The following is a 14,061-nucleotide window of genomic DNA, read 5'->3' as shown; positions in this document are numbered from 1 at the left end:
CCCCGGTCGCGGCAACCACCAGCACCGCCAGCTCGCCCATCGTGTCCCAGGCCCGGATGTCGACAAGGGTCACGTTGACCACGTTGCGGCCGTACCCGTGCACCACCGCCAGATCCGGAAAGGCGGCGGAGATGTCCGGTGCCCGGCGTGCGCCGACGGCGGTGAGAGCCAACCCGGCGGCCACCACACCCGCCGCCACCCCGATCACCCGACGGACCCAACGGGTACGGCGCAGCGGGCGGGCCGAGAACCGCTCCGGCAGGCGACGCAGCACCAGCACGAAAACCGCGATCGTCGCGGTCTCCACCAGAAACTGGGTGAGCGCCAGGTCGGGCGCTCCGTGCAGCACGAACAACATCGCCGTGCCGTAGCCGGTCATGCCCACCAGCAGCATCGCGGTCAGCCGGCGACGGGCGCCGACCGCCAGCACCGCCGCCACCGCGATCACCACGACGACCACCGGTTGCAGCGCGCTGTCCCAGAGTGGAATCCGCGCCCGCCAGGGGCTGGCGGAAAGCATCGCCGCACCCGGCACCAGAACCAGTGTCACCAGGATGATGCCCAGATACTGCGGCAGTGAGCCACGCTGGGTCGCGCCCGTGACCTCGATGGCCAGCCGGTCGAACCGGCCGACCACCCACTCGTACCCCTGGTTGCCCCCCACCGGTGACCGGAGCCGGGCCATCACCGGGGCGAGCGGCCCGCGCACGGCGAAGAGCAGACCGCCACCGACGAGCGCCAGCACGGACAGGCCGAGCGCCGGGGTCGGTCCGGCCCAGAGCGCCAGGTGCGCGTCGACACCGCCGAGCAGATCGGCGTACGGGCGCAGCAGGTCGTCCAGCACGCTCGCGGCCGGACCGGCGAGCAGACCGACACCGGCGAGCACAGCGGGCGGGACCAGCATCGACGCCGCGATCGAACCCGGCGGGGCCGGCGCCACACCCGGCCGGTCGGCGAACGCGCCCCAGAGGAAGCGGGCGCTGTACGCGACGGTGAGCACCGTCCCGGCGACCAGGCCGGTGAGGAGCACCGGCTGGTCGGTGAAGGCCGCGAACACCGCCTCCTTGGCCACGAAGCCGACCAGCGGCGGCACACCGGCCATCGACGCCGCGGCCAGCACTGCGACCACGAACAGCGGCCGGGACCAGTGCCGCACCCCGGACAGCTCGCGCAGGTCACGGGTGCCCGCAACGTGGTCGATGATGCCGACGACCAGGAACAGCGCCGCCTTGAACAGGGCGTGCGACAGCAGCATCGCGGTGCCGGCCAACGCGGCGTCGGGCGTGCCCGAGCCGGTCACCGCCACCAGCAGGCCGAGCTGGCTGACCGTCCCGTACGCCAGCAGCAGCTTGAGGTCGGTCTGACGCAGCGCGGCCCACCCGCCGAGCAGCATGGTCGCCACGCCGGCGACCTGCACCAGCGGCCGCCACGGGCCGACCGTGGCCAGCACCGGCGCGAGCAGCCCGACCAGGTAGACACCGGCCTTGACCATGGCGGCGGCGTGCAGGTAGGCGCTGACCGGAGTGGGTGCCGCCATCGCGACCGGCAGCCACGAGCTGAACGGCAGCACCGCCGACTTGGACAGCGCGCCGGCCAGGATCAGCAGCACGGCGCCCACCAGGTACCCGCCGCCGGGCAGAGGCTGCTCGCTGATCTCCGACCAGCGGTAGGTGCCGGCGTGTTCGCCCAGCATGATGAAGCCGACCAGCATGGCGAGTCCGCCCAGCGTGGTGACTGTCAACGCCTGCGCCGCCGCCCAACGGCTGGACCGCCGTTCGGTGCTGTGCCCGATCAGCAGGTACGAGAAGATCGTGGTCAGCTCCCAGCCGACGTAGAGCAGCAGCAGGTCGTCGGAGAAGACCAGCGCGAGCATCGCGCCCGCGAAGGCGACCAGGACCGCGACGAACCGCGCCAGCCCGCTGGAACCGGCGCCGAAATACCGGGCGCTGTAGACCAGCACCAGCGCGCCGACGCCGCCGATCAGCAGCGTCATCAGCCAGGACAGCGTGGTGAGCCGGAAGGCGATGTCGAGGCCCAACTGCCGGATCCACGGGTAGGTCTCGACCACCGCCCCGCCGTCGGCGACGGCCGGGGTGCGAGCCACCGCCCAGCAGAACGCGGCAGCCGGCGCGAGCGCCAGCGGGTAGCACGCACGCGGACCCCACCGGCGGACGAGCAGGGGCGCGGCGAGAGCCGCCACGAGATGGAGGATGAGCAGTACCAGCACCTGCGCTCCCGATCGACATGGCCGACGCCCGTGGCAGCGGTGGCGCCTAGCAGCGATCAGACGCCAGTTCCTCCCCCGCCGGGCGGTTTTGCCAGAATTCGCCCCCCAAGCCCCAACCCCACCCCACCCCGACCCCACCCCCGACCCCCAGCCCCAACCCCTCAGCCCCAGCCCCAACCCCAGCCCCAGCCCCAGCCCCAGCCCCAGCCCGGCAACCTCCCCCGCTCTCTCCCCGCCCTCCCCCGCTCGCGCCGATCTTGCAGTTTCGGCTGTCGACTCGCGTGGAATGTCCGCTATGCCACGACAGCAAGTGCAAGATCGCGGGGAACGAGCAGCGCACCCCGGTCGATCATGAAGTTGTGGTGCCCGGTTTGGTCTTTCACGGGGCACTTGTCACCCACCACAACTCCTTGATCGACGGGGGTGGGGCGGGGCGCGGGCAGGACGGGGGCACGCCGTGGGGCGCGGGCCGCAGCCAGGGGTAGGGGGCGGAGGCGCGGGGCGCAGGCGGGGTGCGGCGCGGGGAGCGAGCGGGGCACGGGGGTGCGGCGCAGCACCACCGTCAACATCAACGCCAGATGCCGCCGCTGACCCGCCATGTCCACGCCAGCGAAATAGCCCGCCAACTCCGGGTCCGCGAGCACCTTGTCGTAAAACAGCTCAACCGCCGCCTTGACCGAACTGGCACCGCCAATGCGGTCGTAGTGCGAGGCGGGAACAGTCTCTTCCGTAACCGTCACGGTCGTTCCTTCCGGGGGGTGAAGGGTCCAGAACCGTGAGGGACCATAGCGTGTCAACCGCCCCCGGTCAGCGCCCCCTTATCGGATTCCCGACAACACGACGACACGGTGCGTCACCACTACCGATGGGTATCTCCACAATGGGCAACCGACACGACACCCACAGTATCCACAGTGGACCGACACGACCGATCAACCCCCGCCACCGTCACCGACGGTCGCGAGAAAACAACCGGAAAAAAACCGAAAGACCGAACCGTCAGCCGGCGCGCCGCCGCGCCCGCCGCGCCGCCAACTCGTCACCCACCGGATCCGGGCCCGCCGCCACCACCGGCTCCACCGGGCCGCTCGTCGCCGGCTCCGCCGGCAGATGCGACAACGACCCCTGGATCTCCTTGAAAGCCCCACCGATCGCGATGCCGAAGACCCCCTGGCCACCCTGCAACAGGTCGACCACCTCCTCCGGAGACCGGCACTCATACACCGTCGTCCCATCAGAGATCAGCGTGATCCCCGCCAGATCCTCCACACCACGCGACCGCAACGCCTCGATCGCCTTACGGATGTTCTGCAGGGACACCCCCGCATCCAACAACCGCTTCACGACCTTCAACACCACCAGATCCCGGAACGAGTACAACCGCTGCGTCCCCGAACCCGAGGCATCACGAACGCTCGGCACCACCAGCGTCGTCCGCGCCCAGTAATCCAACTGCCGGTAACTGATGCCCACCGCATGGCAGGCCGTCACACCCCGGTAACCAACCGAACCGTCACCCTCAGCCGCCACACCTGGCGACGAGGCACCCGACTCGTCGAACTCTGCACCCGGATCGGAATCCCGCGGCTCGTGCATCCGGACAACCTCCCCGTCAGTGTGGCGACGCATCGTTTCCGGGACGCGCACCCCTCGACATGGAAACCCTATCGCCACCGTCAGGGGTTACCACGGAGGAACCGACGCGACACGCCGCGCAGCCACCGAGAAAGATCACCAACAGAGCCCAGGCACACCTCAGCCCGCGAAATCCTCCGGACGCACCTGCTCCAGGAACTCGCGGAACTTCTCCACCTCGTCCTCCTGCTCATCAGGGATAACGATCCCCGCCTCGCTGAGGACCTGCTCCGCACAACGAATCGGCGCACCAACCCGCAACGCCAACGCGATCGAATCACTCGGCCGCGCCGACACCCGCACCCCATCACCGATCAACAGATCAGCGTAGAAGACGTTCTCCTTCAGCTCGGTGATCTCCACCGCCTGCAAGGGTGCCTTCAACGCCGCCAACACGTCCCGCAGAAGGTCATGCGTCAACGGCCGGGCCGGCTTGACCCCCTGCTGCTCATAAGCGATAGCCGTCGCCTCGACCGCGCCGATCCAGATCGGCAGATAGCGGTCCCCCTCGACCTCCCTGAGCAGGACGATCGGCTGGTTGCTGGGCAGCTCCACCCGAACTCCGACCACGCTCAGCTCGCGCACCGCCGCCTCCGTGTCGTTGTCACCTACGCCGCACCGCGCCTTTCCCTGCACGGTACACGGACCGCAACACGGCCGTCCCATGCGCTACAGCACCACGTCCGCGCCGAAAAGGGGTTACCCCGGCAAGCCTACGGCACGCTTCCCGGAAGAGATCTTTCCGCTCAGCCGCCACCCACCGGGCACCCTCACCGACCCAACGTCGACCGCAGCCCCACCCGCACCAACGCCGCGTGCAACTGCTCCGACAACGCCACCAACTCCCGCGCCGTCTCCGCCGCCCGCGCCCGCGCCGCCGGATCACTCTGCCGCGCCAACGGCGCCACCAACTGCGCGAACAAACCGACCTCCCGGTCCGCCGCCGTCCGATAACCCCGCAGGTGCCGCGGCTCCAACCCGTACGCCGCCAACCCCGCCACCGCCGACGCGATGATCAGAGCATCAGCGTCATACCAACCCGGCGGATCCGACACCAGCACACCGAGCCGCTCCAACTCCACCAACGTCGACTCGTCGATCCCACTGCGCGCCACCAGATCCGCCCGGCCGAGCCGCACCTGCGACGACTCGGCCGGCTCCGCGAACTCACGACCCGGCACCGCACCATCAGGACCAACCGCCACCAACGCCGGCCGCGACCGCTCCGGCTGCTCACCGGACGAATCCCACTGGGCCAACTGCTCCCGAATCACCCGCAACGGCAGGTACCTGTCCCGCTGCGCGGTCAACACGAACCGCAACCGCGCCACATCGTCCCAGCTGTACTTCCGGTAACCCGCCGCCGTCCGCTGCGGCTCGACCAAACCCTCGGCCTCAAGAAACCGCAGCTTCGAAATCGTGGTATCCGGAAAATCCACCCGCAACTGCCCAAGCACCTCACCGATGCTCATCAGCGGCTCAGACCGAGCCGCCCCGGGTGACATGGAGGCCGCAGGCTCGTTCACCCCCGGCCGGCCTCCTCCTCCGGGCGCGGACCGGCGATGAACACCACCCGGAACTTACCGATCTGAACCTCGTCACCATTGCTCAACGTGGCCGCCTCGACCCGCTCACGATTGACGTACGTGCCATTCAGGCTACCCACGTCCCGCACCGTGAACGTCCCACCATCACGGTGGAACTCCGCGTGCCGACGCGACACCGTCACGTCATCCAGGAAGATGTCACTGTCCGGGTGCCGGCCACTGGTCGTCACATCGTGGTCCAACAAGAACCGGGCACCCGCATTCGGGCCTCGACGAACCACCAGCAGCGCCATACCCGGCGGCAACGAACCGGACATCCGGCTCGGCACCACATCGGTATCCGGCCCCTCCAGCACTTCGTCGAGCGAACCGAGATTGAGCGTCGAAGTGACGTCGAGTGGGGGGAACTCGTCGTCTGGCCGCGTCATGGGACCACCTCACGGATCTGTTCGGTCGGCGTCGGGTAATGGCGGGTCTGGCCGCCGGGCACTTGAACACCCGGCGGCTGGCTCCCCGTGCCCGGGAAGGCAATTCCGCAACGCTCAACTATTGGGTTCTCGGTCGACTGGGCGAGCCTAGCCAGCGCCGAAATGCAGGGCAACCGGACGCGCGCAGACATCCCGCGCACCGGATCAAGCACACTCAGCCTTCGGTGATCTTCTGATACGCGGCCGCCGTCAGCAACCCATCCGTCGCAGTCGGATCGTTCGGCGTGATCTCCACCAACCAACCCTCACCGTACGGATCAGTGTTGATCAGCTCAGGCGTGTCAGCCAACGCATCGTTGCGCGCCGCCACCGTACCGGCCACCGGCGCGTAGATCTCCGACACGCTCTTGGTCGACTCGATCTCACCCAACGAGTCACCGGCCGCGACCACCGCACCCGCCTCGGGCAACTGCACGTACACGATGTCACCGAGCGCGTCCTGCGCGAAGTGGGTGATGCCGACCCGGACCGAAGCCGTGCCGTCACCCGCCACCCACTCATGCTCGGCGGTGTATCGCAGATCCTCGGGTATCACCAGACGCGTCCTTCATCCATCGGTGCCCCGGACCACCCGGGTCCGGCGCGGCCGCGCCGGTCAGGAGACCGGACGGGCGTGTTCCAACTTGATCGGCACGTGCAGCGCCGAAACCTCGGCAACCTCACGCTCCCCAAACGTCACGTTACCGCCGTCACCCCGGACCGACGCCACCACCCCACCAGGAATGTTCAACGCCGTACGCATCGTCGCCGGATCACCGATCACCGTGATCGTGTACGGCCCCGACAACCGACGCCCCTCCACGATCAACGACCCGTTGTTCTCCCCATCGAGGAAGTACGTCGACGCGATGATCCGCACCGTCGCCCGATCCCCACCGGAAATCTGCATCGCCTCGGCGCCCGCACCGCGCAGCTCCTGCACCGCGTCCAACACCCGGTTCGCCGAAATCGGCTTCGCACCACCGTCGAACTGGACAGTCAACCCCGGACCCACCGCCGGCAACGTCCCCGCCAGGATGCCCAACTCGTCCGCCCGCCGCGTCGCCTCATCCAACGCCGCCTGACGACCCTGCTCACCCGAGCGCAACTGCCGCTGGCTGTCCTCCAGAGCCCGGATGTCCTGCTGCAGGCGATTCTCCCGCGCATCCAGATCCGACAGGATCCGGACCAGGTCCTCCTGCCGGGTGGCACCCAGAGTCGGGTCCGTCGACGTCGTCTTCAACTGCACGACCAACGTGAACCCCAGCAACGCCAACAACGCGGCGATCATCACCCCGGCCGCGCTCCACCGGGACCGACCAGCCACCACCGGCGCCGCCGACTCTCCCACCGGCTCCGCCAACCCGTCGGAACCCGCAACCGGCTGCTCACCCGACCGCGACACCGCGCTCAGGTCCACCGTCGCACCATCGTCGACCGGCTCCACACCCGGATCGGCCACAGGCTCGTCATCCGTTGGCGCCTGCGGCGCCAACGGGCTCAACTCATCCGGATCCGGCGCATCCGGCCGCGGATCCGGCTCACCCGCCGGCCCACCCGGCCGCACCGGACCCGCCGGCTGCGGCCACCCGGTCCCCGTGTCGGTCTGCTCGTCACTCATCGCAACCCAACCTACGCCCGGAACAGGTGCCGACGGATCGCCGCCACGTTGCCGAAGATACGCACCCCCAACACAACGACCACACCGGTGGACAACTGCCCACCCACCCCCAACTGGTCACCCAGATACACGATCAGACCAGCAACCAGCACGTTCGAAATGAACGACACCACGAACTGCTTGTCGTCGAAGATGCGGTCCAACCGGGCCCGCACCCCACCGAAAACCGCGTCCAACGCGGCCACCACCGCGATCGGCAGGTACGGCTGCAACGCCGCCGGCACCGTGGGATCAAGCCACACGCCCAGCACCACACCGGCGAGCAACGCCAACACCGCGATCATCGGCCACCTCCGGAGGGGCTAACAGTCGTCCCCGGACCGGACGACCCGGGACTGCCGGAACGGACACCCGACGCGGAAGGGCTCGGACTGACCGACGGCTTGGCGTAGCGTAGCTGCGGCTCCGGCGCCGCCGGCAGGGTGAGGTCATCCGCCTCCCGCACACCGAACGACAACCCCGTCCCCTGCGCGACCTTCCGCATCAGCGCCGCGTTCCGGCTGTCCTCGAACTTGCGCCGCATCGAACCCGGCCCAATCGCCGACACCTCGTACGGCCCGGTCACCGGCCGGAAATCCACGAGCATCGCCTCACCCGCCGACCGGATCGTCGACGTCGACGTCAACCGCTGCCCGTTGATGGCGATCGCCTCCGCACCAGCACTCCACAACGCGTTCGCCACACCCTGCAGGTCGCTGTAGAGCACCCGCGGCGGCCCCGCGCCGGCACCGGTGACCGCGTCCGCCTTGTCCGGCGCGTCCGCCAACCGCACCACCACACCGTCACCGCGCACCCGGCCCAACCCGGTGCTCGCCTCCAGGTTGCGCAACCGGGCGGCGGCCGAACCGGTCAACGCCGCGTCCCGCTGCCGACTGACCTCCTCGCGCAGCTGGTCCGCCTGCGTGGACAACCGATCGGTCTGGCTCTCCCGCTCCTTGATCTGCGCCACCAGACCCGAACGGGCCTGGCTGCGCCCCGGCTCGTCCGCCATCGTCTGCCGGTACGCGACCGCGAACAGGAAACCGAGCATCACCACCACGACAAGGCTCACCGACCGTGCCGGCAAGGCCCGCCACCCGCGCGCCGGAGCGGACTCCGCCGAGCGCCGACGGGCGGCAGCCGCATCCGCGTACCCCGGATCCAGCGGGTTGCGGAACAGCTCGGTGAGGAAGTCCGGCGCGTACACCCGGTCCTGGCCGGGTTTTCCCAGCCGAGGCGCGCTCACGCCGCCGCTCCCGGACCGCGCGCCGCGCGCACCAGCCGGGCCGCCTGCACGACGTACATCGCGCCGGCCACCCAGTACAGCACCAGCCCCCACCAGGCCAACGCCCAACCGATGGCGCTCGCCGCCGTCGCCACGTCGGTGGCCGCGCTGGCCAACAACAGCACCGGGAACGCCGCGAGCAGCAGGAACGTGGCGGTCTTGCCCACGTAGTGCACCGGCGGCGGACCGTACCCGTAGCGACGCAGCACCGCCAGCGAGGCCAGCAGGAGCACCTCACGGGCCAGCAGCGCCGCGGTGAACTGCCACGGCACCACCTCCCGCGCGGTGAAGGCGATCAGGGTGGCGAGGATGTAGAGCCGGTCGGCGAGTGGGTCGAGCAACTCGCCCAGGCGGCTGACCTGGTGCAGGCGGCGGGCGATCCAGCCGTCGACCCAGTCGGTGGTGCCCCCGATGGCCAGCACCACGACCGCCGCCACGTCGGCCCGCGCCACCAGGAACAGGTAGAGGAAGAGCGGCACGCCCAGCAGCCGCCCGAAGCTGATCAGGTTGGGAAGGGTGAGGACCTGGTTGCCGGGAGTCTCGTCACCGGTGTCCCGCGGTTGCTCTGCCCGAGCCGGCCGACGCGACACCGATCCTCCTCCACGGCACGCGGGCCCCCGGCCGGCGCCGGGCGCGGCTGAGGGTCGTACGCGCTGTCGGGCCGACCAGCGCCGGCTCTCCCCTGCGGCCCCGGGCGGGGCCCCCTGCCCTGATACGGCCCGCGATCTCGATGATCGCGGGCCGGGTAGGTGCGCTGCCACTATATCGGGCTTCCTCTCGCTGGCCGGCCGCTGCCGTGGCCTGCCGGTGCGGCGGTGTCGCACTGTGGCGTGGATCACCACGCGTAGAGCGTCCTAGGATACTAGTGGAAGAGGGGTTGGTGCTCAGGCCGTCTGGACGGCGGGATCGGTCTGCTGCTCGGGCACCGACGTCGCCGCCCGAGCGAACCCGGCCAGCGCCAGCAACAGCTCGTGCTGCATCCGCGCCGGCATCCGGTCCAGCACCGCCTGCACCGCGCGCTGACGCCGCTCGGCCAACTCCCCCAACAGAGTCAGCGCCGCAGGGGTCGGCACCAACCGCACCTCACGCCGGTCACGCGGATCGGCCACCCGACGCAACAGCCCGGTCGCCTCCAACCGGTCGCACAGGCGGCTCGCCGACGAGGGCACCACGTCCAGCAGCTCCGCCAGCCCGTTGACGTTGGTCTCCGGACGACCGCTGATCAGCGTGAGCACCCTCAGCTGGGTGGGCGGCACCTGGTGCCGCGACGCGGCCGACTCCAGCACGGCGATCAGCGTCTCGGCGGCCGTGGTGATCGCCGCGGCGAGATCCGCAGGTCGCTCCACCTGATATCCCCTGCCGTTGTCGCGCTGGTGCCCGCCCGGCAATGCGGCGGCGAGACTCACGCCATGCTCCGCTCGCGTGGACCGCGCCAGTCCAGACAGACCACGACGGCGTCGTCACGCAGATCGGAATCGGCGTGATAGGCGTGTAGCTCGCGCATCACCGTACCAACCGCCTCGGCCGGCGGCTGCAACCGCGTGGCGCGCAGGGAACGTGCCATCGCCCGCTGCCCGTACGGCTCCTGGCCCGGCGGCTCGGCGGCCCACACCCCGTCGCTGACGACGAAGAGCCGGTCACCGGGGGCGAGTTGCATCTCCTGAAGCTCGTAGCGGGTCTCGGCGAACATGCCCAGCGGCAGCTGCTGATCGAGTTTCATCGGCTCGACAGTGGACCCGCGCATCCGCAACAGGTGGGGCGAGCCCGCGTCGACGGCCCGCACCCGGCCGAGGCGAGTGTCCACCTCAAGCAGCAGCGTGGCCACGTACCGGGCGCCCCGGTGTTGGTAGAAGACCGTGTCCGAGGCCAGCTCGGCCTGCTCCACCAGGCCGCCACCGGAGCGACGCGCGTTGCGCATCGCGTTGACAGTGACGGCTGTCAACAGCGACGCCGCCAGCCCGTTGCCCTCGCCGTTGAGCACCGTCAGGGTGAGACGGTCGCCGTCCAGCGACCAGTCGAAGTGGTCGCCACCCACCGTGTACGCCGGTTCGAGCTGGCCGGCCAGGTCGAACGCGTGGTGGGACACACCACGACCGGGCAGGAGGTCCCACTGCATCTCGGCGGCCATCGTCAGTCGCTCCCGGCGGCGGGCCCGCCGGTAGCGGTCGGTCTCCCGGTCCGCCGCGCGCATCGCCACCGCCAGAGCGCCGGCGATGTCCGTCGCCCGACCGGTGACCGCCGCGTTCGGTACGGCCGGCAGCTCGATCAGCAGCACACCCAGCCGCTCGCCCCACACGGTCAACGGCAGGTAGAGCCGGCAGGGGCCCTCACCATCGCGGACCGGCTGCTGGCTGCTGAAGCAGCGCTGCGCCATGGTGTGGCAGGCCAGGAAGCCGGCCGCCGGCAGGTCCGGATCCAGCACCGGCCACAGGCCGCTGATCCGGTAGTCGGCGACGAAGACGTCGGTGCGAAGCGCGCCCATCGCGGACCGGATCGCCCGGTCCGCCGCCTCCGCCAACTGGTCGGGCGGTGCCTCGCGCAACGCGCGCGACACCACGTCCGGCGCGTCTACCATCGTCGACCTCCCCCGAAGCTTGCTGTAGGGCAAGCATCATACGGACGCCACCGGAGGGGTGATCGGCGCGGTCAGTCTCCCGCGCGGGTCGCGAGCACACCGTGGAACGCGTCGGGCACCTCGGCCGGCGGGCCTTCCGGGCACCACTCGGAAACCGGGACGATCCCGTCCGCCGTCGGCACCCACCGACCCAGCAGGGGCGCGAACGCCGCCGGTGGACGCATCCGGAACTGCGGCCCCATCATGGCCAGCGCCTGCGGGTGACCGGCCAGCTCCTCGGTGTCGAAGTCCACAGCGAGCAGACTGCCCGGCGCCGCGGCAGCGTACAGCTCGTCGAGGGTGCGGGTCAGCGTGGCGTCGTCGAGGAACGCGGCCAACCCCAGGAAGACCACTCCGACCGGCCGTCGACCCCACCCCGGCACGAAACGGTGCAGTTGCGCCGGGTCGACGGTGCCGATGTCGGTCGCGTCGCCGAAGCCGTAGCCGGCCCGGTCGCTGCCGGCGAGGATGCTCTGTCCCAGTCGGATGGTGACCGGGTCGACATCGGTGTAGAGCACCGTCGCGTCGGCGGCGACCTCGTGCACGTTGCCCATCGTCGGCACCCCGGCGCCGAACACCAGGAACCCGTCGACGCCCTGCTCGGCCATGGCCCGCACCGCCCGGCCCAGGAACGCCCGCAGCTCGCGGAACACCGGCGCGCACGGCCCGTACGCCTGCTCGAACGCGTTCGCGGCGGCCACGTCCACGGGGAAGTGATGCTGCCCGCCGAGCCAAAAGTCGATCATGCGAGCGGTGCTCGGCTGGTCCGGTTCACCCATCGGCGGCGCTCCCTCCCCGGTCGTCGCCAGCGTACCGACCGGGACGCGCTCGGCGGTATCGCGACGCGGGGGCGTCCGGGCCCGCGATACTGGCCGCGAGCGGAGGTGGGGCCGTGAACTCGGCGAACAACGCGGCGGTGGTGGTCGGCGTCGACGGCTCGGAGTCGGCGCTGCGCGCCGTGCGCCTCGCCGCCGCCGAGGCGGCCCGCCGGCACCGACCACTACGGGTCGTGCACGGCTTCATCTGGCCGTTGCTGCACGTGCCCGTCTCCCCCGCCCCGCACGCGCCTCCCGGCGGTGGGCTGCGCCACCGGGCCGAGGAACTCGTCGAGGCCGCGGTGCGCGAGGCCGAGGCGACAGTGCCCGGGTTGACGATCTCCGGCGAGATCATCGACGGTGAGGCCGCCGCGGTGCTGGTGGGCGAGTCCCCCACCGCCGCGCTCATCGTGCTCGGCGATCGCGGGCTGGGTGGGTTCTCCGCGCTGCTGGTCGGCTCGGTCGCGGTGCAGGTCGCCGCGTACGCCGACTGCCCGGTGCTGGTCGCGCGCGGCACGCAACGCCCCGACGAGCCGGTCCTGGTCGCCGTGGACGGCTCGGACGCCTCCCGGCTGGCGGCGGACTTCGCCGCCGAGACCGCAGTGTCACTCGGCGTGCCGCTGATGGCTGTGCACGCCTACCGACATCCCGGCAGCAGCGGCCCGGGCGACATGCAACCCCTGGTGTACGACGAGGCGAAGTTGCGCGGCGAGCAGGAACGGATGCTCGCCGGGTGGCTGACCGGGTTCACCGAGGCCCACCAGGGTCTGCGGTTGACCTGCCAGGTGGCGCACGGCCGACCCGGCACTGTGCTCGCCGAGGCGTCCCGCTCCGCCCAACTGGCGGTCGTCGGTGGGCGCGGGCGCGGCGAGGTGACCGGGTTGCTGCTGGGGTCGGTGAGCCAGTCGATGCTGCACCACGCGCAGTGCCCGGTGGTCGTGGTCCGCGCGCCCCGGTAGTGCGCCGGGGTTGGTCCGCCGCCAGACGGGTAGACGGCCGCGGTACGCCCAGCGGACGGCGGGCAGCACCAGGTGCCCAGACCGACGAAGGAGGCACAGATGCCAGGACCACGGCCGGGCAGTAACGCGTACGACAAGCAGCGCGCGCGGTTGCGTAACGCGATCGACGACTCCGGACGCCGGGTACCCGACGGCAAGGCCAACCAGGTCGCGAACAGGATCCTCCAGGAGGATCGCGGTCAACGAGGCGTGGTGCGCGGCGACCGGACGTACGGCCCGAAGAGCGAGCGCGAACCGGGCGACCCGAAGTGAGGACGGTCGACGTGGCCGACGGCGCGATCGCAGGCGCCGTCGGCAGCACCGCGCTGAACGTGGTCAGCTACCTGGACATGGCACTGCGGGGACGGCCGGAGAGCGACGTCCCCCAGGAGACCGTCGACCGGCTGGCCGGGATCGCGCACGTCGACCTGGGAAACGGGGCCCGGGCGGCCAACCGCCGCTCGGGCCTCGGGCCGCTGATCGGTTACGGGTTGGGCGTCGCCGCGGGCGTCGGGTTCGCGCTCTACGCCGGTGGTCGACGTCAGCCGTTGCCGGTGGCCACCGGTCTGCTCGGCGCGGGCGTCATGACCATGACCGACGGGTCGATCACCGTGCTCGGGATCAGCGACCCGCGTACGTGGCGGCGCTCCGACTGGATCTCCGACATCATCCCGCACCTCGCGTACGGGCTGGCGGCCGCCGCCACCTGGAACAGGTTGCGACGCAGGAACGAGTGGTCCAGGCCCGCCGGCACCACCAGCAGACCGTCGACGCGGCGTTGGGTGAAGTCCTGGAGCAGGGCGCGTTCCCGCT

16 protein-coding genes and 1 pseudogene are annotated in these 14,061 nt (G+C 70.7%); 3 read left to right on the top strand and 14 right to left on the bottom strand.

Features of this window, described 5'->3' with window-relative positions; genetic code table 11:
• The 14 genes from ABZ749_RS14645 to ABZ749_RS14580 form a co-directional block, all read right to left on the bottom strand.
• On the bottom strand, positions 1 to 2,227 hold a 2,227-nt coding region (locus tag ABZ749_RS14645), incomplete at its 3' end, for a Na+/H+ antiporter subunit A (protein ID WP_357227679.1).
• Between the two features lie 293 nt (positions 2,228 to 2,520).
• Complete coding sequence (locus tag ABZ749_RS14640) at positions 2,521 to 2,967, bottom strand: hypothetical protein (protein WP_357227676.1); 447 nt, start codon at positions 2,965 to 2,967, stop codon at positions 2,521 to 2,523.
• 259 nt (positions 2,968 to 3,226) lie between these two features.
• Positions 3,227 to 3,823 carry a MerR family transcriptional regulator gene (locus ABZ749_RS14635; protein WP_355007555.1) on the bottom strand — a complete coding sequence of 199 codons (597 nt, stop codon included), beginning with the start codon at positions 3,821 to 3,823 and terminating at the stop codon, positions 3,227 to 3,229.
• A gap of 159 nt (positions 3,824 to 3,982) precedes the next feature.
• Positions 3,983 to 4,447 (bottom strand): bifunctional nuclease family protein, encoded by a 465-nt coding sequence (locus tag ABZ749_RS14630; RefSeq protein WP_030327706.1) that lies wholly within the window; start codon positions 4,445 to 4,447, stop codon positions 3,983 to 3,985.
• A 185-nt stretch (positions 4,448 to 4,632) separates the two neighbouring features.
• Positions 4,633 to 5,334: a MerR family transcriptional regulator gene (locus tag ABZ749_RS14625; protein ID WP_357227673.1), complete on the bottom strand. Its 702-nt coding sequence runs from the start codon at positions 5,332 to 5,334 to the stop codon at positions 4,633 to 4,635.
• Positions 5,335 to 5,384: 50 nt separating this feature from the next.
• A complete protein-coding gene (locus tag ABZ749_RS14620; protein ID WP_007071101.1) occupies positions 5,385 to 5,837 on the bottom strand; it encodes an FHA domain-containing protein in 453 nt (150 codons plus the stop codon).
• Between the two features lie 214 nt (positions 5,838 to 6,051).
• Positions 6,052 to 6,432, bottom strand: a complete 381-nt coding sequence (gene gcvH / locus ABZ749_RS14615) for a glycine cleavage system protein GcvH (protein WP_091397961.1) — start codon at positions 6,430 to 6,432, stop codon at positions 6,052 to 6,054.
• Between the two features lie 60 nt (positions 6,433 to 6,492).
• Entirely contained in the window at positions 6,493 to 7,497 is a 1,005-nt protein-coding gene (locus ABZ749_RS14610) for a DUF881 domain-containing protein (protein ID WP_357227671.1), read from the bottom strand.
• 11 nt (positions 7,498 to 7,508) lie between these two features.
• Positions 7,509 to 7,841, bottom strand: coding sequence for a small basic family protein (locus tag ABZ749_RS14605; protein ID WP_030327710.1), 333 nt, complete (start codon positions 7,839 to 7,841; stop codon positions 7,509 to 7,511).
• The gene (locus tag ABZ749_RS14600; protein ID WP_357227668.1) at positions 7,838 to 8,782 is read right to left on the bottom strand and encodes a DUF881 domain-containing protein; all 945 of its coding nucleotides are present in this window, start codon (positions 8,780 to 8,782) and stop codon (positions 7,838 to 7,840) included. The genes ABZ749_RS14605 and ABZ749_RS14600 overlap by 4 nt, the downstream gene beginning before the upstream one ends.
• Complete coding sequence (locus ABZ749_RS14595) at positions 8,779 to 9,411, bottom strand: CDP-alcohol phosphatidyltransferase family protein (RefSeq protein ID WP_355007559.1); 633 nt, start codon at positions 9,409 to 9,411, stop codon at positions 8,779 to 8,781. The genes ABZ749_RS14600 and ABZ749_RS14595 overlap by 4 nt, the downstream gene beginning before the upstream one ends.
• 294 nt (positions 9,412 to 9,705) lie before the next feature.
• Positions 9,706 to 10,167 (bottom strand): MarR family transcriptional regulator, encoded by a 462-nt coding sequence (locus tag ABZ749_RS14590; RefSeq protein WP_357227682.1) that lies wholly within the window; start codon positions 10,165 to 10,167, stop codon positions 9,706 to 9,708.
• Between the two features lie 56 nt (positions 10,168 to 10,223).
• Complete coding sequence (locus tag ABZ749_RS14585) at positions 10,224 to 11,396, bottom strand: PP2C family protein-serine/threonine phosphatase (protein WP_357227666.1); 1,173 nt, start codon at positions 11,394 to 11,396, stop codon at positions 10,224 to 10,226.
• Positions 11,397 to 11,467: 71 nt separating this feature from the next.
• Positions 11,468 to 12,214 (bottom strand): SAM-dependent methyltransferase, encoded by a 747-nt coding sequence (locus tag ABZ749_RS14580; protein ID WP_357227664.1) that lies wholly within the window; start codon positions 12,212 to 12,214, stop codon positions 11,468 to 11,470.
• A 113-nt stretch (positions 12,215 to 12,327) separates the two neighbouring features.
• On the opposite strand from ABZ749_RS14580, the gene ABZ749_RS14575 reads away from it, so the two are divergent.
• From ABZ749_RS14575 to ABZ749_RS14565, 3 genes and pseudogenes are all read left to right on the top strand, one after another.
• Positions 12,328 to 13,209, top strand: a complete 882-nt coding sequence (locus tag ABZ749_RS14575; protein WP_357227661.1) for a universal stress protein — start codon at positions 12,328 to 12,330, stop codon at positions 13,207 to 13,209.
• A gap of 99 nt (positions 13,210 to 13,308) precedes the next feature.
• A complete protein-coding gene (locus tag ABZ749_RS14570; RefSeq protein WP_088989541.1) occupies positions 13,309 to 13,521 on the top strand; it encodes a phosphatidylethanolamine-binding protein in 213 nt (70 codons plus the stop codon).
• Positions 13,518 to 13,970 (top strand): annotated as a pseudogene (locus ABZ749_RS14565) (hypothetical protein); the annotation flags it as partial. The gene ABZ749_RS14570 and the pseudogene ABZ749_RS14565, both read left to right, overlap by 4 nt.
• Between the last annotated feature and the right edge of the window lie 91 nt (positions 13,971 to 14,061).

The organism is Micromonospora sp. NPDC047753, from assembly GCF_040642735.1.
Classification (GTDB): domain Bacteria; phylum Actinomycetota; class Actinomycetes; order Mycobacteriales; family Micromonosporaceae; genus Micromonospora.
The sequence above is the reverse complement of the archived record's forward strand: the minus strand, read 5'-3'. Positions and strand labels throughout refer to the sequence as shown.